This is a genomic window from Burkholderia sp. BCC1988, from assembly GCF_905339895.1.
In the GTDB taxonomy this organism is placed as follows: Bacteria; Pseudomonadota; Gammaproteobacteria; order Burkholderiales; family Burkholderiaceae; genus Burkholderia.
The window spans coordinates 1-22,258 of record NZ_CAJPHA010000026.1; the positions used below are offsets into that span (position 1 = coordinate 1).

Sequence of the window (22,258 nt, forward strand, 5' to 3'; positions counted from 1 at the left end):
AAGCGACCTCTTGCGTATCCAGGCCTGCACCGCGCAGGATGCCGGAGCGTGGTGAGAAGTTGAAGAACATCGGCAGCGTCGCGGCGCCGATCGCGCCAGCGTCCGCGCCGAACGTGCCGCGCACGAGTTCCGGCGCGCTGCGGGCTTCCGGCGTGATGTCGGCGAGCGCCACGCCCAGGCGTTGCATGAGCGTGTCGAGCAGGCCGGCGTCAACGTCCGAATCAAGGACGACGACCGGCAAATCGAGTACGGATAGCGCCCCGCGCAGCGCGAACGCGAGCGCATCGACGCAATCGTCGATCCATTCGTCGACGGCCGGCACGTTGCGTGCGATGCAGTCGTTGAGATCCGCGCGGTTCTCGACCCGCTCGCCGCAATGGCGCAGATGACGAATCAGCGCGCTCAACGACGCACGCGTCAGGAGGATGTCCCACGCGCCGTGCGGCGCGGGCGCCGAGGGCAGGCGGCTCGGGTGTACGGGCATGACGGCGAAATCGCCGGCGTTGCCGGTGCGGCCGTGCAGGCAGTCGCCGTCGATCGCGATGCCGCCGCCGATCACCGGTCCGAGGAACAGATAGACGAAATTGTCGCGTTGCCGGCCGCAGCCGTAAAAGAGCTCGGCGATGGCGGCCGCGTTGCCGTCGTTTTCGCTGAACACCGGCAGCGGAATGACATTGGCGAGTTCCCGGGCCAGGTCGATCTCGGCCCACGCGCGGAAGGCTTCGGCCGGCAGGCCGAGTTCGCGCAGCCAACTTCCCAGGTTGAACGGATGGGCCACGCCGACGCCCGCCAGCCGGTCGCGATCCTTCGCGGGCAGCAGCCGTTGCATCTCTTCGATGTCGCTGCGAACCAGTTCGAGCACGGTCGCGGGCGGAGGGAGCAGGGTGTCGTGGGAGCGGCAGCCGATGATCTCGCCCGCGAAGTTGACCAGCGCCGTTTCGATGCGCATGCGGTCGATGCGGACGCCGATGCCGAATGCCCCATTGGGATCGAGACGAATCAGCGACGCCGGCTGGCCGCGCTGGCCTTCGGTGCGGCCGGCGAATTCGATCAGTTTCGCGTCGGCGAGCGACGCGATGATGCCGCCGACAGCCGCACTCGTCATGTTCGCGTGGCGGGCGAGGTCGGCCTTCGACGCGCTGCCGGTACGGCGCAGCGTCTTCAGCAAAAGGCGCTCGTTGTAACGGCGCACGTTGACCGAGTTGCTGCCCTGGCCGATGTGCGGGCTTCGCATGGCGTCTCCCTCCATGTGGCGCCGCTTTCGGCGCATTAAATAAATCAAGTTGATTTATTTAAGCATGCGTTCGGCGTCCAGTCAGTTAGGTAAACCCCGGAAAGACGTGCTTGCGAAAGATGGCGGGTGCCAGGTCTCGATCGGTCAGGTGTTGACCGGCACAAATTCTGATTTATGGGGCCGGATTTGAATGCCTTGCGGGCATTGGCTCGCGGTGCAGGCGCGATGCAAAGCCCCAGTGCTGGCCAGTGCGATCTCCGGTCCGTCGGCGTCGACTGATTTCGTCGACGCCGATCGGTTCCGGCGCCCGTGATCGGGCCGGCACCCAGGTGAAGGGCCGCGCGGCGTGGGCGACAGGCGTGCCGAAGTCGCGATTCATCCCGTGCCCGCAACGATCGCCGACCCACACGCTGTTCCTTACACGGCCGGATCCCACTGCGGCGCGAACGCCGGACTCACGAGCCGCTGATTCTTCGGCAGGCCGGCGATCAGCGCACGGTCCGCGTCGTCCAGGTTCACGTCGAGCGATGCCAGATTGGCGAGCTGATTGCGTTGCCCGGCCGCCTTCGGCACGGCGGCCACGTTCGGCTGGTCGAGCAGCCATTTCAGCGCCACCTGGCTCGGCAGCACGCGATGCTTGTCGGCGATCCGCTGCAGTTCCGGGATCTCCGACACGCGGTTGCGCGCGAGCGGGCTGTACGCGATCAGCGCCATGTCATGTCGGCGCGCGAATTGCAGCAGCCGCGCCTGACCGAGCAGCACGTGATACTCGACCTGTATCGCGGCCAGTGGCGCCTGCATCTGTTCGACGACGTCGCGCAACAGCGCAAGCGGAAAGTTCGCGACGCCGATCGCGCGGGCGCGTCCCTGCTCCTTGAACGAAACGAGCGTGTCGATCGTCTCGGCAAGATTCCAGTCGGGCGCCGGCCAGTGGATCAGGAACAGGTCCACGTAGTCGCAGCGCAGCGCGCGCAAGGTGTTGTCGAGCGATTGCCGCATGCGTTCGGGGTTCAACTGGTCCCACCATACCTTGCTGGTCACGTGAATCTGCTCGCGCGGGACGTTCGAAGCGGCGATGGCGCTACCGACCGCCGCTTCGTTCTCGTACGCGGCTGCGGTATCGATATGGCGATAACCCGACTCCAGTGCGAGCGTGACCGCGCGCGTGCATTCGTCGCCGAGCATGGGCCAGGTGCCGAGCCCCAGTTTCGGCATGTTCAATCGATGGCGGTTGACGATGCGTTGCATGAACGACTCCTTCTCGATGGGGTGAGCCGGCGCGGCCTGCGCGTGCCGTGCCGGCGCGTTCGTCAGCGTTGCGCGCTGTCGCAGGTCGGGCGGTGCACCGCGTCCGCGGATGAGGTGCCCGTCGATGCCGCTTCGCGTCGCGCGACGAACTTCGCGATGCGCCAGCCGAATACGATGGCCGGGCCGAGCGTCGTGCCGGGGCCGGGGTACGTGCCGCGGAAGATCGACGCGAGATCGTTGCCGCACGCGAACAGGCCGGGGATCACGCGCCCGTCGACATCGATCACCTCGCCGTTCGCCGTGCCGCTCAACCCCGCGCTGCACGCGAGATCGGCCGGCCATACGGTCAGCGCATAGTAGGGGCCGGCGCCGATGGGGCGGATGCACGGATTCGGCTGTTGCGCCGGATCGCCGTTGAAGCGGCTCATCGGGCTGCTGCCGCGCTGGAATGCCGGATCCTCGCCATTGGCGGCGTCGCGATTGTAGGTCGCGACGGTGCGCGCCAGGCCGTTCGCATCCACCTGCAACTTCGCCGCCAGCTCGGCCAGCGTCGCACCTTTCACCAGATAGCCGGCGCGTTCGAATTCGGCGATGCGGGCCGCGCTGCGCGCCGGCATCAGCAGGCCGAGGCCATAGGTGCGAATGAACGCAGCATCGACGATCAGATGGGCCGGCACGCTCGGCCCGTTGCCGCTGTCGCGCAGCATGCCCATCACGAAGTCGTGGTATGAGTTCGATTCGTTGACGAAGCGCTCGCCGCGGCTGTTGACCGCGATGAGGCCGGGCTTCGCGCGATCGAGAATGATGTGCGGCCAGACGCTGTCGCCGTCGCCGCCCGGGGGAGCGCCCGGTGCGCGGCGGATCGAACACGGCATCCACAGCCCCGGGCTGTCGCCGCCGTTTTCGACCCGCGCATTGACGCGCTGTGCGCGGTCGACGCCGTCGCCGGTATGCGTATTCGGCGACAGCGACAGCGGCTGGGCCGCGGCAGGGAAGAACTGCCGGCGCAGCGACGGATGGCGCGCGATGCCGCCGGTCGCGAGCACCACGCCGCGCCGCGCGCCGATTCGCTTGCGACCGCCATCCGGTGTCGTGACGATGGCGCCGGTGACGCGACCGTTCTCGCGTACCAGTTCGAGCAGCGGCGTGTCGAAGCGAATCTCGACCTGGCGTTTGAGCAGGCTGTAATAGAGCCGGGCGGCGAGCGCGTTGCCCATCACCAGCTGCGTGCCGCGCGGAAAACGCAGGCGATCCATCGCATAGCGCCCGACGACCGCGATCGTGCGCTTGAAGTTCGCGACCGACGCGAACGGCGCGAGCAGCGCATTGAGGTCGGCACGCGCGACCATCATGCCGCCGAGGCCCATGAATTCCTTGCGCGGCGGGCGCACGCGCGCGAACGCGCGGCCGAGCACGCGCGCATCGAACGGCGCGGGCACGAGCGCCCGGCCGCCGTAGGCCGCGCCCGGGCCGTTGACGTAATCGGGATGTGCGGTGGCGGCGACGAACTTCACGTCGCTGATGCGCGCGAGTTCGTCGATCGCGTCGGGGCCGCTTTGCAGAAATGCTTCGCGCGCGTCGTCGCCGCCGCGCGCGCCGACCACCGACTGCAGGAAGCGGCGCGCATCGTCGACGCTGTCGGGCACGCCCGCGGCGACGCTCAAGCGTGTGCCCGGCACCCAGGTCGTGCCGCCCGACGTGGACGTGATGCCGCCCACCGCGGCGGTTTTTTCGCATATCAGGACGGCGAGCCCCTCGTGATGCGCGACGAGCGCGGCGGTCATGCCCGCCGCACCTGCGCCGAACACCAGCAGGTCCACCTCTTCGTCCCAACCCTGTTGTACTGCAGCCATGTCCATGTCTCCTTCGTTTCGTTCCGCCGCACGTCCGGATTCGGCGCGCGGCGGAAGAGGCTTCGATCGTTTTGGAATGTTATTCCAATAAACAACAAAGTGGAATAGTGTTCCGAAATATAGCCGAGAGACGAAGCGCGACTTCGTTCAGAACCGGTGCACGCTGCCCACACCGGCCGCGAACTGGCTGCGCGTCGACGCCGGTGCGGCGGCGAGCCGGGCGGCGCTGCGCGCCAGGCGCCCGGGCGAGGTACGCCCGGGATGCATGGGTTGTCGTCGGATGGTCGTGATGAGGCAGGCAGGAACGGCGGCGCGGCACGCCGCGTCACCGTCGTGCGGCGGAAACGATTCGGCAGGCCGCGCCGCGCATGACGATCGCGACCTGCCCACACGCACTCAGGCGGCGGTATCGGTATCGACCAGGAATGCGACCATTCGATCGCAGACCCGCGCGAACATCTGCGTGCCCGTGACGGTTCGGCAACCGCGGGCACGCGCTGCCTCGATGAACGGCGTGAGCGGCGGCTTCGTGACGACGTCGCCGACGAACGCGGTGGCCGGCACGCGCGAGACGTCGACGGGCAGCGGATCGTCCGGCCGCATGCCCATCGGCGACGCATTGACGATCACGTCGAACGATTCGGCTGTGACCTCCGCGCCGGCGACGCGCACCGTGCCGCGTTGCAGCGTGGCCAGCCGCTCGACCAGCGACGCGGTGCGGGCGGCATCGTTGTCGCGCACGTCGAGCGACGTGACACCCGCCATCACCAGCGCATGGCCGATCGCCGAGCCTGCGCCGCCCGCGCCGACCAGCAGCGCGCGCTTGCCGCGCAGGTCGCAGCCTTCGTCGCCGAGCGCGGCGACGAAACCCGTGCCGTCGAACATGCCGCCGTGCCAGCCGCCTTCGGCGGTGCGTCGTAGCGTATTCGCCGCGCCGAGGAATGCCGCTTCATCGGACAGGCGCGAGCAGAACCCGGCGGCGCTGAATTTGTGCGGCACGGTGATGATCACGCCGTCGACGTTGCGCATCGGTGTGATGCCCGCGAAGAACGCCGCAAGATCGGCCGGTGCGACATGAGCGGGAACGACCAGCGCGTCGAGTCCGGCCTCGCGCAGCGCGGCCGTCACGCCTTTCGGCGAACGGACCTGCGCGATCGGATCGCCGACGATGAAATGAATGCGGGTCGCACCGCTCAGGCCTTCGTCGAGCGAAACCGGGGCGGTCGGGGTCAAGGGGGCTGTCATGCTGTTTTCATCTCCTGGGTTGAACCGGCCTCGTCGTGTACGATGCCGAGCAATTTCGCCTGGGTGGCGGTGTCCTGTTCGAGCGCGACCGCGCTGCTTTCGTGCGCGACGCGACCGTTGACGAGCACGTACGCGCGATCCGCGATCGGCAGCACCATGTCGGCCTGGTGCTCGACGATCACGACGCTCGCGCGCTCGCGCAGCTTGACTACCGCGTCGAGCACTTCCTGTACGACGGCGGGCGCGAGCCCCTCGAACGGTTCGTCGAGCAGGATCGCCTTCGCCGGCGCCATCAGCGCGCGCGCGATCGCCACCATCTGTCGTTCGCCGCCGGACAGATGTTCGGCGCGCGCATCCTTGCGCGTCGCGAGTCGCGGGAACAGCGCGAACATCTCGTCGACGCTCGCGCCGCCCTTGCGTGCGGCGAGCCGCAAGTTCTCGGCGACCGTGAGGTTGGGGAACAGGCGGCGGCCCTCGGGCACCATCGCGAGGCCGAGACGATTGATCTCGTGCGCGGGGCGCCCGGTGATGTCGTGGCCGTCGAACACGATGCGCCCGGCCGTCACGTCGGCGACGCCGGTCGCGGCGCGCAACGTCGTCGTCTTGCCGACGCCGTTGCGTCCGAGGATCGCAATCACTTCGCCTTCGTGGAGCGTGAGGTCGATGCCGTCGAGGATCGTGTTGCCGGTATAACCGGCCTTCACGCCTTCGAGGCGCAGCAGCGGGCGGCGTGCCGGTGCGGCATCTTCGTGCTGTGCGCCGCGTCGGGCGGCCAGCCTCGCATCGACCGGCCGCTCGCCCTTCGCGTGGCCCAGGTAGGCTTCGATCACCTCGGGATGGCGCGCGACTTCGGCCGGCGAGCCGTCGGCGATCAGCCGGCCGCGATGGAGCACGCTGACGCGATCGGAAATCGTCAGCACGCGATCGATGTCGTGCTCGATCAGCAGCACCGCGTGATGGTTCGCCAGCTCGCGGATGATCGCCGCCACGCGCACGCGGTCGGCTTCGGCAAGCCCGGCGAGCGGCTCGTCGAGCAGCAGCAGGCGTGCGCGAGTCGCGAGCGACAGCGCGATTTCGAGCAGGCGCTGCTCGCCGTGCGACAGGCTTTCGCAACCATGCGCCGCGCGCTCGGCCAGCCCGACCGCCGCGAGCAGCGACCAGGTCATCTCGTTCTGTTCGCCGAGCGTGTGCGCGTCGCGCCACAGGCCGAGGCGATCGTGCTGCGCGGCCTGCACCGCGACGCGCACGTTCTCGAACACGGTGAGATTGCGAAATACGCTGAGGATCTGGAACGAGCGGCTCATGCCGAGCCGCACGCGGCGGAACATGGCGAGCTTCGTCACGTCCTTGCCGTCGAACGTGATCGTGCCGGCCGTCGGCGACAGCACGCCCGTCAGCATGTTGAAGAACGTGGTCTTGCCCGCGCCGTTCGGGCCGATGAAGCTGTGCAGCCGGCACGGATGGACGTCGAGGTCGATCCGTTCGGCGGTCACGAGCGAGCCGAAACGCTTCGTCAATCCGCGCACGCTCAGCACGGGCGTGGCGGGATCGGTCTCGACGCCGCCCGCGCGATACGGCGCGATCGTGGCGGGGCGCGCGGGAATCGTGTCGCGCACGAGGGTCCAGCGCGGACGTCGCAACAGCCGCTGCGCGATGCCGTGGATGCCCTCGGGCGAAAAGAACGCGAACGCGATGACGATCGGCGCGAAGATCAGCCACCAGTGCTCGGTCAGGCTGCTGAGCTTGTCTTCGAGCAGGATGAACGCAATCGCGCCCCACAGCGGCCCGAGAAACTGGTGGACACCGCCGAGCACGGTCATCAGCAGGCTGTCGCCCGCGTGCTCCCAGCTCAGGTTGTTCGCGTACGCGCCCTGCAGCATCAGGCACAGCAGGCCGCCCGCATAGCCGATCACGGCAGCCGAGATCACGAACGCGCGCAGCTTGAGCCGATACGTGTCGTAGCCGAGGCTCGCCGCGCGCTGCTCGTTGTCGCGCAGTGCCTGCAGCGCCCGTCCGAACGGCGCGTGCACGAGGCGCCATAGCAGACAGGCGATGGCGATCACCGTCACGCATGCGAATACGTGGAAGCCGACGGTCGTCGGGAAGGTTGGGCGCGGCACGTTCTGCAGGCCGTTTTCGCCGCCGGTCACATCGGTCCACTTGAACGCGATCTCGAACGCGATCTGCGAACAGGCGAGGGTGAGCAGCGAGAAGTAGAGCCCACGCCGGCGCAACACAACCGCGCCGATCAGCGCGGCGAGCACGGTCGTCACGATCACGGTGGCCGCCAGCGCGAGCAGCTCGTTGCCCAGCACGCGCAGCAGCGACACGGCGACCAGGTACGTGGCCGTGCCGAAGAACACCGATGCGCCGAACGGGACGAGCCCCGTATACGCGACCAGCAGGTTCACGCCCATCCCGTAGAGCGTGTAGATCGCGATCTGGGTTGCGCGCTCGAGCGGCGTGCCGGTCGCGGTGAGGGCAAGCGACACGAGGACGAGCGCGGTGGTCAGCACTGCAACCGGATGGCGGGTCAGATAGTCGAATTTCATTCGAAGCGCTCCCAGCGTTCACCAAACAGCCCGCGAGGGCGCACGAGAAGGACGAGTGCCATCAGCGCGTACATCGCGACCGACGAGGCTGCCGGAAAGAACTGGACGGCCAGCGCGGTTGCGATGCCGACCAGCAGGCCCGCGACCACCGCACCGGCGAAGGAGCCGAGCCCGCCGATCGTGACGATCACGAACGCGGGCATCACGGCGGTCGTCGCCATCCCCGGCGTGACCGTGACGAGCGGCGCCGCGAGCACGCCGGCGGCACCCGCGAGCAGCGCGCCGAGCGCGAACGCGCCGGTCAGCACGCGCGGCAGGTTGATGCCGAGCAGGCCGACCATTTCAGGATCGCGGCTGCCGGCGCGCAGGATCCGCCCGTATGGCGTGTAGTTCATGAACCACCACAGCACGACGAGGATCGCGATCGTCGCGGCGAGCACGAACAGTCGATACTTCGTGATCAGCAGCGGCCCGTATACGAGAAACCCGTTGAGCATCCCGGGCGGACTGAACGGCAGCCCGCCCGCGCCCCACACGAGGCGAACCAGTGCGGTGAGCAGCAGCGACAGCGCGAACGTGACGATCAGGCCGAGGAGCGGCTCCTTGCCGTACAGGCGCCGGATGAACACCACTTCGATCAGCACGCCCACCGCCGCGACGAGCACCGGTGCGAGCACGACGGCGGCCCATCCGAACTGCGTCGACAGTGCGATCGCGAAATACGCGCCGAGCGCGAAGAGCGCGCCATGCGCGAAATTCACGATGCCCAGCAGCCCGCAGATGATCGACAGTCCGATCGCGAGCAATACATAGAGGAATCCCAGCACCAGTCCGTTGGCGACCTGGGACAACAACATTTCAGCCATGCCCTTACTCCAGAGTGCGGCTCGCCGCCGCCGCGCCGCGGCCCGTCGTGACGGGCGAGCGGCGGGCCGCGACGCGCGCGGGATACGCTTGGGGCGGCGGCGCGCGGGCTCAGCGCGCGGCCATCTTGCAGCCGATCTCCTCGCGTGTGCCGAAGAGACGGTCGAGGTCGCCGGGGTTCTGCGGCACGACGGAGATCGGGTCGAGCCAGTCCCATTTGTCGCCGATCCGGTCCTTCACCTTGAACACGCTCCAGCGCCGCAACAACTGGTGGTCCCACGGGCGGAAGTAGGCGGCGCCGCTGCCGTCGGCGAGCTGAATGGTCTCCAGGCTCTGCACGATGTCCGCGCCGGACGTGCTCTTCGCGTGGTTGATCGCCTGCAGCAGTGCGCGCGCCGTGAACCAGCCGATCCAGGCCTTGTCGGCCGGCGGCTTGCCGTACTTCGCCGTGTACTTCCTGATGAACGCAACTTCTTCCGGCGCATGGCCCGGCGAGCTGAAATGCCACGGCTTGCCGTAGTAGCCGGTGGCGGCGTCGGCGTTGATCGACCAGAGATCCGAGTCGCCGATGATCGGACACGCCACCGGGATGCGGCCTTTCATGCCCATTTCCGCGTATTGCTTCAGGAACGTCGACAGGTCGCCGCCCGGCAGCCCGAGCAGCACGACATCGGGTTTCGACTGGCGGATCTTCAGGATGAACGAGCTGAAGTCGGTGGTGTTGAGCGGCGTGACGTCGGCGCCGGTGATGACGCCACCGGCCTGCTTCAGCAAGTCGGACATCGCGCGCTGAATGTCCTGCCCGTACGCATAGTTCGCGACGAGGAAGTGCCATTTCTTGCCGATCGCGAGCATCGACGGTGCGAGTGCGCGGCATGCGACGGGCGTCGGGCTCAGCACGCGGAACGTGTACGGGTTGCAACTGCTGCCGGTCAGCTCGCGCGCGGCGGCGTTCGGCGCGATGTAAGGCGTCCTGGTGCGCCATGCGACCGACGACATCGCGAGCGACGTGCCGCTGTTCGTGCCGCCGATCACCGCGATCGCGTGGTCCTGCTCGACGAGCTTCTGCATGTTCTGCTGCGCCGACTGCGGGTTCGGTTCGTCGTACCAGACGAGATCGACGCGCCGGCCGCGCGCCTGGTTGCCCGCCTCGTCGAGCGCGAGCTTGACGCCGTTCGCGATCACTTCGCCCTGTTCGGTCCACACGCCCTGCTTGGCCATCAGCAGGCCCAGCTTCAGCGGTTGCTCGCCCTGCGCGCGCACGATCGCCGGCGCGGCGAGCGCCGCGGCCCCGCCCGCGAGCGCCTTGCCCGCGGTGACGAGCCACGCGCGGCGCGACGCCGCCGGGTTGGCGGTCGCGTCCGCCGCGGAGCTGGAAAGAGTGTCGTTCTGCGCGTGCTGGTCAGTCATGTGTCTGGCCTCCTGTTTCCTGGTCAAGGTTCGATTCCGTGCGGTCCGTGGGCGGGCCGCGCGACACGTGTCGAAATTTTTCGTGAATTATGGTTTGAAGTGGAATAGCATTCAACAATCAAAGATGGTTTCAATAAATCGGGGTATTCACCCGGTCGGTCCGGAAGACGAACGGCTCGACGCGACACGTACGCCCCGCACAACGGAGATGAAGCGATGGCAAGAAGACGGCTGGCAGTGATCGGTGCAGGCGCAATCGGGCGGATGCACGTGGAGCGCGCGCGCACGCATGCGCAGGTGGAAGTCGTGGCGATCGCCGATCCGTCGCCGGCGGCCGAGCAGTTCGCGCGTGCCGAGGGGCTGCGCTGGTTCGCCGACTACGCGACGATGCTCGACGCGATGCGCCCGGACGGCGCGATCGTCGCGACGCCGAATGCGACGCATGTCGAGGTCGGCCTTGCCTGCATCGCGCGCGGCGTGCCGGCGCTGATCGAGAAGCCGGTGTCGGACAGCGTCGCGGCGGCGGCGGGCCTCGGTCGCGCCGCACGCGAAGCCGGCGTGCCGCTGCTGGTCGGCCACCATCGCCGCCACAATCCGGTCTTGCGGCGCGCGCGAGAGATCGTGCAGTCGGGGCGGCTCGGCAAACCCGTCGCGGCCAATGCGCTCGCGACGTTCTACAAGCCCGACGCGTATTTCGACGTCGAATGGCGTCGTCGCGCGGGCGGCGGCCCGGTGTTGATCAACCTGATTCACGACATCGACATCATGCGGTACCTGTTCGGCGAGATCGTCGAGGTGCAGGCCCAGGCGTCCAATCGCGTGCGCGGCTTCGACGTGGAAGACACGGCCGCCGTGCTGCTGCGCTTCGACAGCGGCGCGCTCGGCACGCTGGCCGTGTCCGACTGCGCGACCTCGCCGTGGAACTGGGATCTCGCGGCGGGCGAGGCCGCGCACTATCCGCGCCAGCAGGTGAACACGCATTTCCTGATCGGCACCGATGCGTCGCTCACGCTGCCGCAGCTCGATCTGTGGGAATACCGCAGCGGGAAGGGCTGGCACGATCCGTTGACGGTCGAGCGCTGCACGCCGCATGGCGCCGATCCGTATCACGAGCAGTTGCGCCACTTCGCGGCGGTGATCGCGGGCGCCGAGGCGCCGCTGTGTCCGGCCGACGACGCCGCGCGCACGCTCGCGGCGACGCTCGCCGTGCATCGCGCGGCTGCGACGCGCACGGGCGTTGCACCCGCGGACGTCGTCGCGTAGCCGCGGGGAGCGGGCGCCGGCCTAGCGCTGGCGCCGGTAGAACGCCACCGTCTGCCGCAGTCCGTCGTCGAGCGCGGTCCGCGGCAGGCCGGGCAGCAGGCGGTCGAGCGCGGGGTCGTCGGGGAACGCCGTCGCGATCGGCAGCGGCGGGCCGCCGGCATCGATGTGCGCACCCGGCACGAGGGCCGCGATCCGCTCGATCAGCGTGTTCACCGGGGTGATCTCGCCCGCCAGCGTGAAGGCGTGTGCGCCTTCGATGTCGGCCAGCAGCGCGGCCTCGTAAGCGGCGGCGACGTCGTCGGCGAACACGAGGCCCGTCGCGCCGGTAAACGGAATCGTGTAGCGCTCGCCGCGCGCGGCCGCCCGACAGGCCAGGCTCGGCCCCGCGCTCGATCCGGTCTCGCGTCCGGCCCCATAGACCACGAGCGGACGGAAGCCCACGCTCGCGATCCCGTGGTCGTGCCAGTACGCGCGTGCCGATCCTTCGCACGCCAGCTTGAACGCGCCGTAGTGGGTTTGCGGCAACGGCACGGCGCCGTCGTCGGGGCCGAATACGCCGGCGCTGCTCGCATAGAGCACGCGTCGCAGCCCGGCCGAGCGTGCGGCCTCGAATACGTTCAGCGTGCCGATCAGGTTGACCCGCGCGCCGCGCACGGGATCGGCCGCGCAGTCGGGCGTGAGGATGCCTGCGAGATGGATCGCCGCGTCGCAGCCGTCGAAGGCCTGCGCCGTGGCGGCCGCGTCGGCGATGTCGCCGGTGCGCCAGCGTACGGCCGCAGCCCGTTCGGGCGCGAGCGCCTCGACGAGGCGCGGGTTCGTGCGCACGTCGAAGCTCACGCATTCCATGCCGCGCGCCAGCAGCCTCCTGATGATCCATGCGCCGAGAAAACCGCTGCCGCCCGTTACCAGTACTCGCATTGCGTTGCCTCCCTGTCGTCACAAAGTCTTTGCGAAATCCGATTGAGTGGAATAGTATTCCACTTCGCAATGATATTCCATAGACGTCGCGATCGTGTCGCATCCGGCGTTGGAGACACTGAACGGGCAGGACTGAACATGAAGCGTGAACCGATACTCGATTGCGACGTGCTGGTACTGGGCTCCGGCGCGGGCGGCCTCGCGGCGGCCGTCACGGCGGCGGCGCGGGGCCTGGGCGTGATCGTCGCCGAGAAGGAGGCCGTGTTCGGCGGCACCACCGCGTGGTCGGGCGGATGGATGTGGATTCCGCGCAATCCGCTCGCGACGCGTGCCGGCATTCGCGAGGACATCGATGCGCCGCGCACGTACCTGAAGAACGAGCTGGGCGCGCAGTTCGATGCGGCGAAGGCCGATGCGCTGCTCGAACGCGGCCCGGAGATGATCGAATTCTTCGAGCGGAACACGGCGCTGCGCTTCGTCGACGGCAACCGCATTCCCGATTTCCACACCACGCCGGGCGCCGGCACGGGCGGGCGCTCGGTCTGCGCGATGCCGTACGACGGCCGTGAACTGGGCCCGCTGCTCGACAAGCTGCGCACACCGCTGTCGGTGACGACGCTCAAGGGGATGGCACTCGCGTCCGGCCAGGATCTCGCGCATTTCTATCGCGCGACGCGCTCGCTGAGCTCCGCGCTGCATGTCGGCCGCCGGCTGGCCGCGTTCGCGTGGCACAAGCTGCGTTACGGGCGCTCGATGCATCTCGTCAACGGCAATGCGCTCGTCGCGCGCCTGTTGAAGTCGGCCGCCGATCGCGGGGTCGACCTGCGCACCCATGCGAAGGCGATCGGCCTGCTGCGCGACGACGTGCGCGTGACCGGCGCCCGCGTGGCGATCGACGGCATCGTGCACGAGGTGCGCGCGGCGCGCGGCGTCGTGCTGGCTTGCGGCGGCTTCCCTCACGATCAGGCGCGGCGTGCGCAGACGTTCGCGTATACGCCGTCGGGCCGCGAACACTGGTCGGCGGCGCCGCTCTGCAATACCGGCGACGGGATCCGGCTCGGCGAATCGATCGGCGCGCATTTCGACCGGTCGCTCGATGCGCCGGCCGCGTGGGCGCCCGTCTCGCTGGTGCCGCAACCGGGCGGCGACGCCGTCGCGTTTCCGCATCTGATCGAACGCGCGAAGCCGGGCGTGATCGCGGTGACACGCGCGGGCAAGCGCTTCGTGAACGAGGCATCGTCGTATCACGACTTCATTGCCGCGCTGCTCGACACGACGCCGGCCGGCGAGGAAGTGTGCGCGTGGCTCGTCTGCGACCATCGCTTTCAGCGGCGCTACGGGCTCGGTTTCTCGAAGCCGTTTCCGTTCCCGACCGGCCCGTACCGGCGCTCGGGCTATCTGAAGCGCGGCGCGACGCTCGACGCGCTCGCGCGCGAATGCGGAATCGACGCCGCTTCGCTGGTGGACACGGTATCGGCCTACAACCAGTACGCGAAGCAGGGTTGCGATCCGGCGTTTCACAAGGGCTCGACGCCGTACAACCGCGTGCAGGGCGATGCCGACCGGCAGCCGAACCCGTGTCTCGCGCCGATCGACGCGGGGCCGTTCTATGCGGTGAAGCTGCTGCCGGGCAGCCTCGGCACGTTCGCGGGCCTGGCCACCGACCGCGACGCGCGCGTGCTCGACCACGCCGGCCATGCGATCGCCGGCCTCTACGCGGTCGGCAACGATTCCGCCAGCATGATGGGCGGCTGCTATCCCAGCGGCGGCATCACACTCGGCCCGGCGATGACGTTCGGTTATCTCGCCGGCCTTTCTCTCGCCGACGCCGCGCCCGAATCCGCGCGTGCCGGCATCGATTCATCCTCGAGGACAACGCAATGAGACTGTATGACGTAGTGACGCTCACGGTGAAGATCGGCGCGAACGCGCAGGTCTTCGAAGGGATTCAGGCCAGCGGCGATCCGCACGGCGGCAGGCTGCTCGGCGCGTGGTACTCGGACATCGGCACGCTCGGTCAGGTGCTGGTGCTGCGGGGTTATGAATCGGAGGCCGCGCTCGTCGCCGAGCGCAAACGGATGCTGCTCGAAGGCAACCCGTTCGGCTGCGGCGAATCGATCATCGACGTGAAGACGGCCAGCTATGCGCTGTTCCCGTTCCTGCCGCCGATCGAACCGGCCGTGCACGGCGGCATCTACGAGATGCGCGTGTACGGCACGAAGCTCGGCAGCCTGCAGCACACGATCGACGTGTGGGAGCAGGCGGTGCCGGAGCGCACCCGCCGCTCGCCGCTGGTCGGCGCGATGTATGCGCTCGACGGCGACACGCCGCGGTTCCTGAACATCTGGCCGTATGCGAGCGTGGACGAGCGTTCGCGCATTCGCGCCGAAGCGGTCAAGGACGGCATCTGGCCGCCGAAGGGCGGCCCGGCCCACCTCACGACCATGGAATCGACGATCTGCGTGCCCGCGCCGTTTTCGCCGTTGCGCTGAACGTGCCGCGTATTGCGCCATGACGCTCAAGGAGACGATATGACCCAGCCTCAATTCCGCGCGCTGTCGCTGTCGGCGCTGACCGTGCTCGAACTGAGCCCGCCGCAGATGGTGCGATGCGCCGTCGACGCCGGCTACGACTACGTCGGCCTGCGACTGCTGCCGGCCACCGACACCGAGGTTCGCCACGAGATCGTCGGCGATACGCCGCTCAGGCGCGAAACGCTGGCGGTCCTGCGCGATACGGGCATGCGTGTGCTCGACGTCGAGATCGCGCGCCTGAAGCCCGATACCGACGTGACGCACTACCTGCCGATGCTCGAAACGGCGGCGGAGCTCGGCGCGCGCTACGTCCTCGTGGCCGGCAACGATCCCGACGAGGCGCGCACCGTCGACCGGCTCGGGCGGCTGTGCGACCTGGCCGCGCCGCTCGGCCTGTCGCCGTCGCTGGAGCCGATGCCGTGGACCGACGTGAAGGACATCGGCGCCGGCGCGCGCATCGTCGACGCGTGCGGCCGGCGCAACACCGGATTGATCGTCGATCCGATCCACTTCGATCGTGCCGGCTCGTCGCTCGACGCGTTGCGCGCGTTGCCGCACGCGTACTTCGGCTACGTCCAGTTCTGCGATGCGCCGGCCGAACGACCGACCGACGTCGACACGCTGCTGTTCCAGGCACGCTGCGCGCGGATGGTGCCGGGCGAGGGCGGTCTCGACCTCGCGGGCATCCTGCGCGCGCTGCCCGCTCACCTGCCGGTGAGCGTCGAGGTGCCGAACGAGGCGTGGGCGAAGACGACGCCTGCCGTCGAGCGCGCGCGCCGCCTGCGTGAAGCCACCGTTGCCGTGATCGATGCGGCGGCCGTGCCGGCCTGATCGCGCGGCGGCCGCCTTCTCGACGCAACGGGCCCGATCGGCGCCAGGCATCGCGCCGGCGCGCGGATCGGGCATTCGATACGACAACAAGAACAGCATCTCCGGAGACATCAGCATGACTTCCTCGCAGACGGCCCGACAGCCGAAGCATTTCATTCAGGATCACGAATCGAACGACGCGCGCTCGCTCGACGTTCAGCAATTTCTCGATACGCGGCCGGTGGGCCGGTTCCAGTGGCTCGTGCTGGTGTTGTGCATGCTGATCGTGATGCTCGACGGGCTCGACACGGTAATGATCGGCTTCATCGCGCCGTCGATTTCCGGCGCGTGGTCGATTCCGCGTGACGCGCTGGGCCCGGTGATGAGCGGTGGCCTGCTCGGCCTCGCGTTCGGCGCGCTCACGGCCGGCCCGATGTCCGACCGCTTCGGCCGCAAGACGGTGATGGTCAGCGCGGTGATGTTCTTCGGCCTGTGGAGCATTGCATCGGCGTTTGCGACCGGCGTGGTGTCGCTGACGGTGCTGCGCTTTCTGACCGGCATCGGCCTGGGCGCGTCGATGCCGAACGCGGCCACGCTGATGGCCGAATATGCGCCGCCGCGGCGGCGCGCGCTGATGGTGACGGCCGTGTTCTGCGGCTTCACCTTCGGCGCGGCGGGCGGCGGCTTCGTGAGCGCGTGGATGATCGAGACGTGGGGCTGGCATTCGGTCCTGCTGCTCGGCGGCGTGCTGCCGATCGCGTACGTGCCCATCCTCGTCAAATGGCTGCCGGAATCGGCACGGTATCTCGCGCTGTCGGAGCGGCGCCGCGCACGGCTCATCGGCGTGCTGAATCGCATACAGCCGGCGATCGCCGACGCACGGACGCGGTTCGTGTCCGCCGAACCGGCGCGCGACGTGCGCAGTCCCGTTCGCGCGATTCTGTCGCGCGAACATGCGTTCGGCACGGTGATGCTGTGGATCTGCTACTTCGCGGGATTGCTGACCGTCTATCTGCTCGGCAACTGGCTGCCGACGCTGATTCGCGGCCTGGGTTTTTCGCTGGCCGAGGCGGCGATCGTCGGCGCGCTGTTCCAGGCGGGCGGAACGGTCGGTTCGCTGCTGATCGGCTGGCAGATGGACCGCTTCAATCCGCATGCCGCGCTCGGCGCGACCGTGCTCGCCGGCGGCGCGCTGGCCTGGTACATGGGTGTGTCGGCCCATCCGTTCGGCGTGATCTGCGTGCTCGCGTTCGGCATCGGGTACTGCATGAACGGTTCGAATACGGGCTTCTGCGCGCTGGCGGCCGGCTCCTATCCGACCGAGATGCGGGCCACCGGGACGAGCTGGATGCTCGGAGTCGGCCGTTTCGGCGGCATCGCGGGCGCGATGCTGGGCGCGGCCATGCTCCAAGCGAACTGGAGCTTCGGCCAGGTCTTCGCGGCGCTTGCGGTGCCGGCGGCCGTGGGCGGTGCGGCGGTGCTGCTCAAGGGCGCGCGCCATCGCGGAAGGTTCGTGGCCGTGAGCGGGGCTGCCGGCCACTGACGGCGAGCGCGGCGCTACGGCGGGGGCGGCGTCGCGCAAATTCTCTTGAATTCCAGTATGGAATTGTGTTCTTATTTGACATTCACCATACGGACGAGAAGGCGCCATGGCAGGAAATCTCGAGCGTGCGCTCGCAGTGCTGGAATTGCTGGCAAAGAACGGCGGCCGCATGCCGCTGGCCACCATTGCCGATACGCTGAACATTCCCCGCAGCGGCACGCATCGCCTGCTGTCGATGCTGATCGACGAGGGGTTCGTCCGTCAGGACGAGGAGCACGGCGAATACATGCTGGCGCTGAAGCTGGTGTCGCTCGCGCTGATCTATCTGTCGACGAGCGGGGTATTCGACATTTCCCAGCCGGTGCTCGATCGCCTGGCCGAGTCGTCGGGCGAACTGGCACGGCTGGGCGTGGTCGAGGATGATCACATCACGTTCGTCGGCAAGGCGCAGGGTGCGAAGTCCGGGCTGCGTTACGACCCGGACATGGGCAGCCAGCCGCCGCTGCATTGCACCGCGAGCGGCCAGGCGTGGCTCGCGACGCTGCCTGACGAGCGCGCGATCGAACTGGTGTCGAGGCAGGGCGGGCTCAGCGCGAAGGTGCAGAATGTACCGCGCGCACCGAAGACGATCCAGCAGTTCCTGAAGGATCTGAACGGCGCGCGCGCGCGTGGCTACGGGATGGCGATCGAGACGTACGAGGTCGGCATGACGTCGATCGCGGCAGCCGTGCGCAATCCGGTCACGAACGAAGTGGTCGGTATCGTGAGCCTCGCCGGGCCGACGAGCCGCCTGCCGGAGTCGCGCCTGAAGGAACTCGCGCCGCTATTGCTCGCGGCTGCGTCGGACATGAGCGCGGCCACGCTGGGTTCGCCGTGGTTCAAGCGGACGGGCACGGCGGCTGCCCCGGCGGAAGTGGCGCCGGTTGCGGCAGCAAAGGCGACGACGCGCGGGCGTGCTTCAAAGCGCTAGTGTGTCGCGCCGGGAGGTTGGCGCGACGCGTCTCATGTGCATCGTCGGTCAGTGAATTGCTGGCGATGACCGGCGCGAACGGCAATTTGCGGTTTGCAGCCGGTACGAATCCACGGGCAGATCGAATACTCGGGGCCCTTACTGATGATCTCCAGCGCCCTCGGCGCGCCACAGGAAATCACATCGTCGAATCGCACGGGCCCCTCTCTTCTCAAGGCGAGCAGACACTGAACATTCCGCCATCCAGGTAAGCCAGGACGATATCGACGCCTCTGGCGCTTTCAATCGCGGGACACCTGCCCGGCCTCCTGTCGATGCTTGCTAGCAACGCCGTCTGCCGACCCGAGCGTGATGTTATCCGGGGCCACAACAAAAAAACTTGACGATGAGAGCATATGCTCCTAATCTTCGTCTCAAGGGAGCATATGCTCTCATTTTCGAACGGAGCGAAGCGATGAACGAGCCTGAAATTCTTGTGAGCGGTGCAACCGGACGCACCGGCGGTATTGCCATTGACGAGCTGCTCAAGATGCACAAACGCGTGCGGGCCTATGTGCGCACGGATGACGATCGGGCGGCAGTCCTGAGGCAGCGCGGCGTCGATGTCGCGGTCGGCGACTTCACCGACATCGACGCCATTCGGGCAGCGATGGAAGGCATCCGCTCGGCGTATTTCCTTCATCCGATCGCGCCGGGAATCATCGGGGCCGCGGCGTATTTCGCGCAGGCAGCAAAGGAAGCGGGCGTCACGGCGATCGTCAACATGTCGCAGATTTCCGCGCGCCGGGAGTCGCTGAGCCACGCGGCACAGGATCACTGGGTCTCCGAGCAGGTCTTCGATTGGTCGGGTGTCGCGACGACGCATTTGCGCCCGACCTTCTTCGCCGATTGGCTCGTCTATCCGCATTTTGCGCGGGAGATATGGGCCACGAAGAAGATCGAATTTCCGTTTGGCGACGGCCGTCACGCGCCGATTGCCAGCGACGATCAGGGCCGCGTGATTGCCCACATCCTCGCCAGCCCCGAAGGCCACGAGGGCAAGACCTACACGCTCCACGGCCCCGTCGAGATGAACCACGTCGAGATCGCAGCCGCGATGAGCGAGGTTCTCGGCGCCCGGATCGAATACGCGCCGACTTCCATCGAGGCATTCCGGAACAAGATGGAAACCCTTTACAAGTTTCCGCCGTTCCTCACGCAGCATCTGGTCGAAGTCGCGCAGAACTACCACGACGGCATCTTCTCGGGCACCAACGACGTCGTCGAGAAGGTCACCGGAACGCCGCCGCTGTCGGTTCAGCAGTTCGTCGAGAAGTATCGGGCCGCATTCGTGTGAACACGTGCTTGAAACGAATCGGGAGGTTTGAACATGTCACCCGTCCAACCTGATCGTCATCCGTTTCTCGATGATCTGACGGCCGACGCCGAGCTGGTCAGCTCGGTGTTGCGCGCTCCCGTGATCGGGCGCGACGAAATCCGGCTCGCCGTCGACGTCGTCGGGACCTTTTACGTGTCGCAGACGCCAACGTTCGTTCAAGCCGTCGGCTCGCGGCTTTTTCTCGAATACGAGGCCGTTCTGACGAGCGGCGAGACGTTGAGCGCGGTCGTGGTCGCGGATCGCAACGCCGATGGCTCGGTGCCGCGAGTCAGCGTGCGGATGAGCCCGCTTGGCGCCGTACTGACTCTCGCGACCCGTCTGCGGGAGTCGCTTTCGAAGCAGTTGCCGGAACACGTCTTTCTTTGAACGAGGCACCCGCGCGCTCGTGGATGGAGTCGACACTCTCCCGGCACGCGGCTTTTGAAACAGGAGCTTGTCATGGATATCAAGAACGCTACCGTCTTCATCACCGGTGCCAATCGCGGCCTGGGCCTCGCTTTTGCGCGCGAGGCGCTTCGGCGCGGGGCGGCGAAGGTGTACGCGGGTATGCGCAACACGAGCGGTTTCGACGAGCCGGGCATCGTGCCGCTCAGGATCGATGTCACGGATCCGGCGTCGATCGCCGAGGCGGCGAAACAGGCGGCCGACACGACGCTGCTGATCAACAACGCGGGCATTGCCGCGCTGATCGACGGGCCTCTGTCGGCCGACGTGGAAGCGCAGTCGGCTCGCTTGTTCGATACCAACTACCACGGCGTGGTGCGCGTCACACAGGCCTTCGAACAGATCCTGGCGGCCCGGCCGCATGCCGCGATCATCAACGTGCTTTCCGACATCGTGTGGCTCCCGCGGCCCTATCTGACACCGTATGCCGCGTCGAAAGCCGCCGCCTGGAGCTACACGAACCAGCTTCGTTTTCACCTGCGCGAGCGTGGCATCCAGGTTCTCGGCCTGCACGTCGGGTTCGTGGATACCGATCTGACCAACGGCATCGACGTGCCCAAAGCCAGCCCCGAGGACGTCGTGCGACGGACCTACGACGCGCTCGCCGCCGGCAAGAGCGAGGTCATGGCCGACGAGGGGACAGCGGTGCTGAAGAGTACGCTCGCGGCCGAGATACCCGGCTACATCACGCCGCCGGCAGGATTTTGAACACGGCGGTCGACACGGGCCGGATTCGGCGGCGAGCCGCGAGGCGTGCGGATCGTAGGCCAGCGCCGTCGCTCCCGGCTATCATCGATAGCTGCCACCGTAGCTTCGCGCGACGCGCGCGTAGCGTTCGCGCAATCAACCGAAATCAGGAGTGCAACCGATGTTGCCCGTGAACCAGCCGCTCGGCATCGATCAATGCAACTGCTTCGCCGTCAGGAAGGCGAGCAGGCAGATCTCCCGACTCTACGATAGCCATCTCGAGCCGTCGGGTCTGCGCATCACGCAATTCCTCACCCTGGCCGCCCTGCACGAAGTGGGAAGTACCCCCGTCAACGCCCTTGCCGAACGGCTCGATATCGAACGAACGGCGATGGGGAAAATGGTCGGCTTCCTGGAGCGCGACGGCTTCGTCACGATCAGGCCCTCGCCCACCGACGGCCGAAGCCGCCTCGTCGAACTCACCGAGGAGGGCCGGCGCCTGCACGATAGAGCATCGCCACTCTGGCAGGCAGCGCAACGGGAGTTCGAGCGACTGAACGGTGCGGAGAATGTCACGGCGTGGCGAGAGCAGTTGAGAGGGGTGCTCGTCGGCGACGTGTCGATGGGATCGTCGCAAGATTGAGGTTTCCAATCCGTCGCGCTCATGTCCATGTGTCACCCGCATCGGGCATCCGGCTGTACGCAGTCGATCCCGGCTTTTCAGCGAAGGGCCTTCAAAGGCAGGGCACGTGGTTTGCAAGCCCGCTCGCCGTTCGTCCGCCGGCCGAGACGGCGGCGGCCGGCCAGCCCAGGCAAGCCGTCGCGTTGCGGAACGCGTGCGTTCGCGGCGCCAAGCTGCCGTTTCCGGCCGGTCTGGCGCCTCGACGACGATCCCGCTACTTCACCGGCGTGAGAACCGGCGCGTCCTTGTTCTTGATCAGGAACACGACGAATTTCGCCGGCTTCGTGCCGCTGGCGTTTCGTCCGACCGTGTGCACGTCGTCGGGGCCTTCGTGGAACGTGTCGCCCGCGTGCAGCGTGACCGTCTTGCCGCCGTTCAGGCCCATCACGATGCTGCCGTCGAGCACATAGACGAACGCGTGCGCGTCGTGGCGATGGACGGGGTCGACGCTGCCGGGCGGATAGTCGACGACGATCATCTCCACTTCCTTGCCCGGATACTCGGGCAGCGGCTCCGTGGTCAGTTGCGTCACCTTGGCCTGCGGCGCGGCGGCAGCCGGCGGGACGGGCATCAGCAGCGACAGCGCAAGCGGTGCAAGCGCGAGCACGATGCGTTTCATGTCG

At 67.8% G+C, this 22,258-nt stretch carries 19 protein-coding genes; 10 read left to right on the forward strand and 9 right to left on the reverse strand.

Translation table 11 applies throughout. The annotated features are described in order from the left end of the window. The 7 genes from U4012_RS29870 to U4012_RS29900 form a co-directional block, all read right to left on the reverse strand. A partial coding sequence (locus U4012_RS29870; protein WP_321802918.1) for an ROK family protein occupies positions 1-1,234 on the reverse strand: 1,234 nt, incomplete at its 3' end. Between the two features lie 417 nt (positions 1,235-1,651). Beyond that, a complete protein-coding gene (locus U4012_RS29875) occupies positions 1,652-2,482 on the reverse strand; it encodes an aldo/keto reductase (protein WP_321802920.1) in 831 nt (276 codons plus the stop codon). A 62-nt stretch (positions 2,483-2,544) separates the two neighbouring features. Then, complete coding sequence (locus tag U4012_RS29880; protein WP_321802922.1) at positions 2,545-4,335, reverse strand: FAD-binding protein; 1,791 nt, start codon at positions 4,333-4,335, stop codon at positions 2,545-2,547. Between the two features lie 396 nt (positions 4,336-4,731). After that, a complete protein-coding gene (locus U4012_RS29885) occupies positions 4,732-5,580 on the reverse strand; it encodes a ThiF family adenylyltransferase (protein ID WP_321802924.1) in 849 nt (282 codons plus the stop codon). Further along, a complete protein-coding gene (locus U4012_RS29890) occupies positions 5,577-8,132 on the reverse strand; it encodes a branched-chain amino acid ABC transporter ATP-binding protein/permease (protein ID WP_321802926.1) in 2,556 nt (851 codons plus the stop codon). The genes U4012_RS29885 and U4012_RS29890 overlap by 4 nt, the downstream gene beginning before the upstream one ends. Beyond that, positions 8,129-8,998 (reverse strand): branched-chain amino acid ABC transporter permease, encoded by an 870-nt coding sequence (locus U4012_RS29895; protein ID WP_321802928.1) that lies wholly within the window; start codon positions 8,996-8,998, stop codon positions 8,129-8,131. Before U4012_RS29895 ends, U4012_RS29890 begins: the two co-directional genes overlap by 4 nt. A 109-nt stretch (positions 8,999-9,107) precedes the next feature. Next, positions 9,108-10,406 carry an ABC transporter substrate-binding protein gene (locus U4012_RS29900; protein WP_321802930.1) on the reverse strand — a complete coding sequence of 433 codons (1,299 nt, stop codon included), beginning with the start codon at positions 10,404-10,406 and terminating at the stop codon, positions 9,108-9,110. Between the two features lie 216 nt (positions 10,407-10,622). Here U4012_RS29900 and U4012_RS29905 point away from each other — a divergent pair, with 216 nt between their 5' ends. Beyond that, positions 10,623-11,669 (forward strand): Gfo/Idh/MocA family oxidoreductase, encoded by a 1,047-nt coding sequence (locus U4012_RS29905; RefSeq protein ID WP_321802932.1) that lies wholly within the window; start codon positions 10,623-10,625, stop codon positions 11,667-11,669. 21 nt (positions 11,670-11,690) lie between these two features. Here the strand turns inward: U4012_RS29905 and U4012_RS29910 are convergent, their stop codons facing one another. Continuing rightward, positions 11,691-12,587 carry an NAD(P)-dependent oxidoreductase gene (locus U4012_RS29910; protein ID WP_321802934.1) on the reverse strand — a complete coding sequence of 299 codons (897 nt, stop codon included), beginning with the start codon at positions 12,585-12,587 and terminating at the stop codon, positions 11,691-11,693. A gap of 138 nt (positions 12,588-12,725) precedes the next feature. Here U4012_RS29910 and U4012_RS29915 point away from each other — a divergent pair, with 138 nt between their 5' ends. The 9 genes from U4012_RS29915 (at position 12,726) to U4012_RS29955 (ending at position 21,596) form a co-directional block, all read left to right on the forward strand. Further along, positions 12,726-14,471: an FAD-dependent oxidoreductase gene (locus tag U4012_RS29915; RefSeq protein WP_321802936.1), complete on the forward strand. Its 1,746-nt coding sequence runs from the start codon at positions 12,726-12,728 to the stop codon at positions 14,469-14,471. Beyond that, entirely contained in the window at positions 14,468-15,079 is a 612-nt protein-coding gene (locus U4012_RS29920; protein ID WP_044848721.1) for an NIPSNAP family protein, read from the forward strand. The genes U4012_RS29915 and U4012_RS29920 overlap by 4 nt, the downstream gene beginning before the upstream one ends. Positions 15,080-15,118: 39 nt before the next feature. Further along, a complete protein-coding gene (locus tag U4012_RS29925) occupies positions 15,119-15,952 on the forward strand; it encodes a sugar phosphate isomerase/epimerase (RefSeq protein WP_321802939.1) in 834 nt (277 codons plus the stop codon). Positions 15,953-16,067: 115 nt separating this feature from the next. Further along, positions 16,068-17,474, forward strand: coding sequence for an MFS transporter (locus U4012_RS29930; RefSeq protein WP_321802941.1), 1,407 nt, complete (start codon positions 16,068-16,070; stop codon positions 17,472-17,474). 106 nt (positions 17,475-17,580) lie between these two features. Next, positions 17,581-18,444, forward strand: a complete 864-nt coding sequence (locus U4012_RS29935) for an IclR family transcriptional regulator (protein WP_044848719.1) — start codon at positions 17,581-17,583, stop codon at positions 18,442-18,444. A gap of 454 nt (positions 18,445-18,898) precedes the next feature. Then, complete coding sequence (locus tag U4012_RS29940; RefSeq protein WP_124489833.1) at positions 18,899-19,780, forward strand: NmrA family NAD(P)-binding protein; 882 nt, start codon at positions 18,899-18,901, stop codon at positions 19,778-19,780. Between the two features lie 33 nt (positions 19,781-19,813). Continuing rightward, entirely contained in the window at positions 19,814-20,188 is a 375-nt protein-coding gene (locus U4012_RS29945) for a hypothetical protein (RefSeq protein ID WP_321802944.1), read from the forward strand. Positions 20,189-20,260: 72 nt separating this feature from the next. Next, a complete protein-coding gene (locus U4012_RS29950; RefSeq protein WP_124894276.1) occupies positions 20,261-20,974 on the forward strand; it encodes an SDR family oxidoreductase in 714 nt (237 codons plus the stop codon). Between the two features lie 160 nt (positions 20,975-21,134). After that, positions 21,135-21,596 (forward strand): MarR family transcriptional regulator, encoded by a 462-nt coding sequence (locus U4012_RS29955; RefSeq protein WP_321802947.1) that lies wholly within the window; start codon positions 21,135-21,137, stop codon positions 21,594-21,596. 253 nt (positions 21,597-21,849) lie between these two features. Here U4012_RS29955 and U4012_RS29960 read toward each other — a convergent pair whose 3' ends face one another. Continuing rightward, on the reverse strand, positions 21,850-22,254 hold the full coding sequence (locus U4012_RS29960) for a cupin domain-containing protein (RefSeq protein WP_321802949.1): 405 nt from the start codon (positions 22,252-22,254) through the stop codon (positions 21,850-21,852). Positions 22,255-22,258 lie beyond the last annotated feature (4 nt).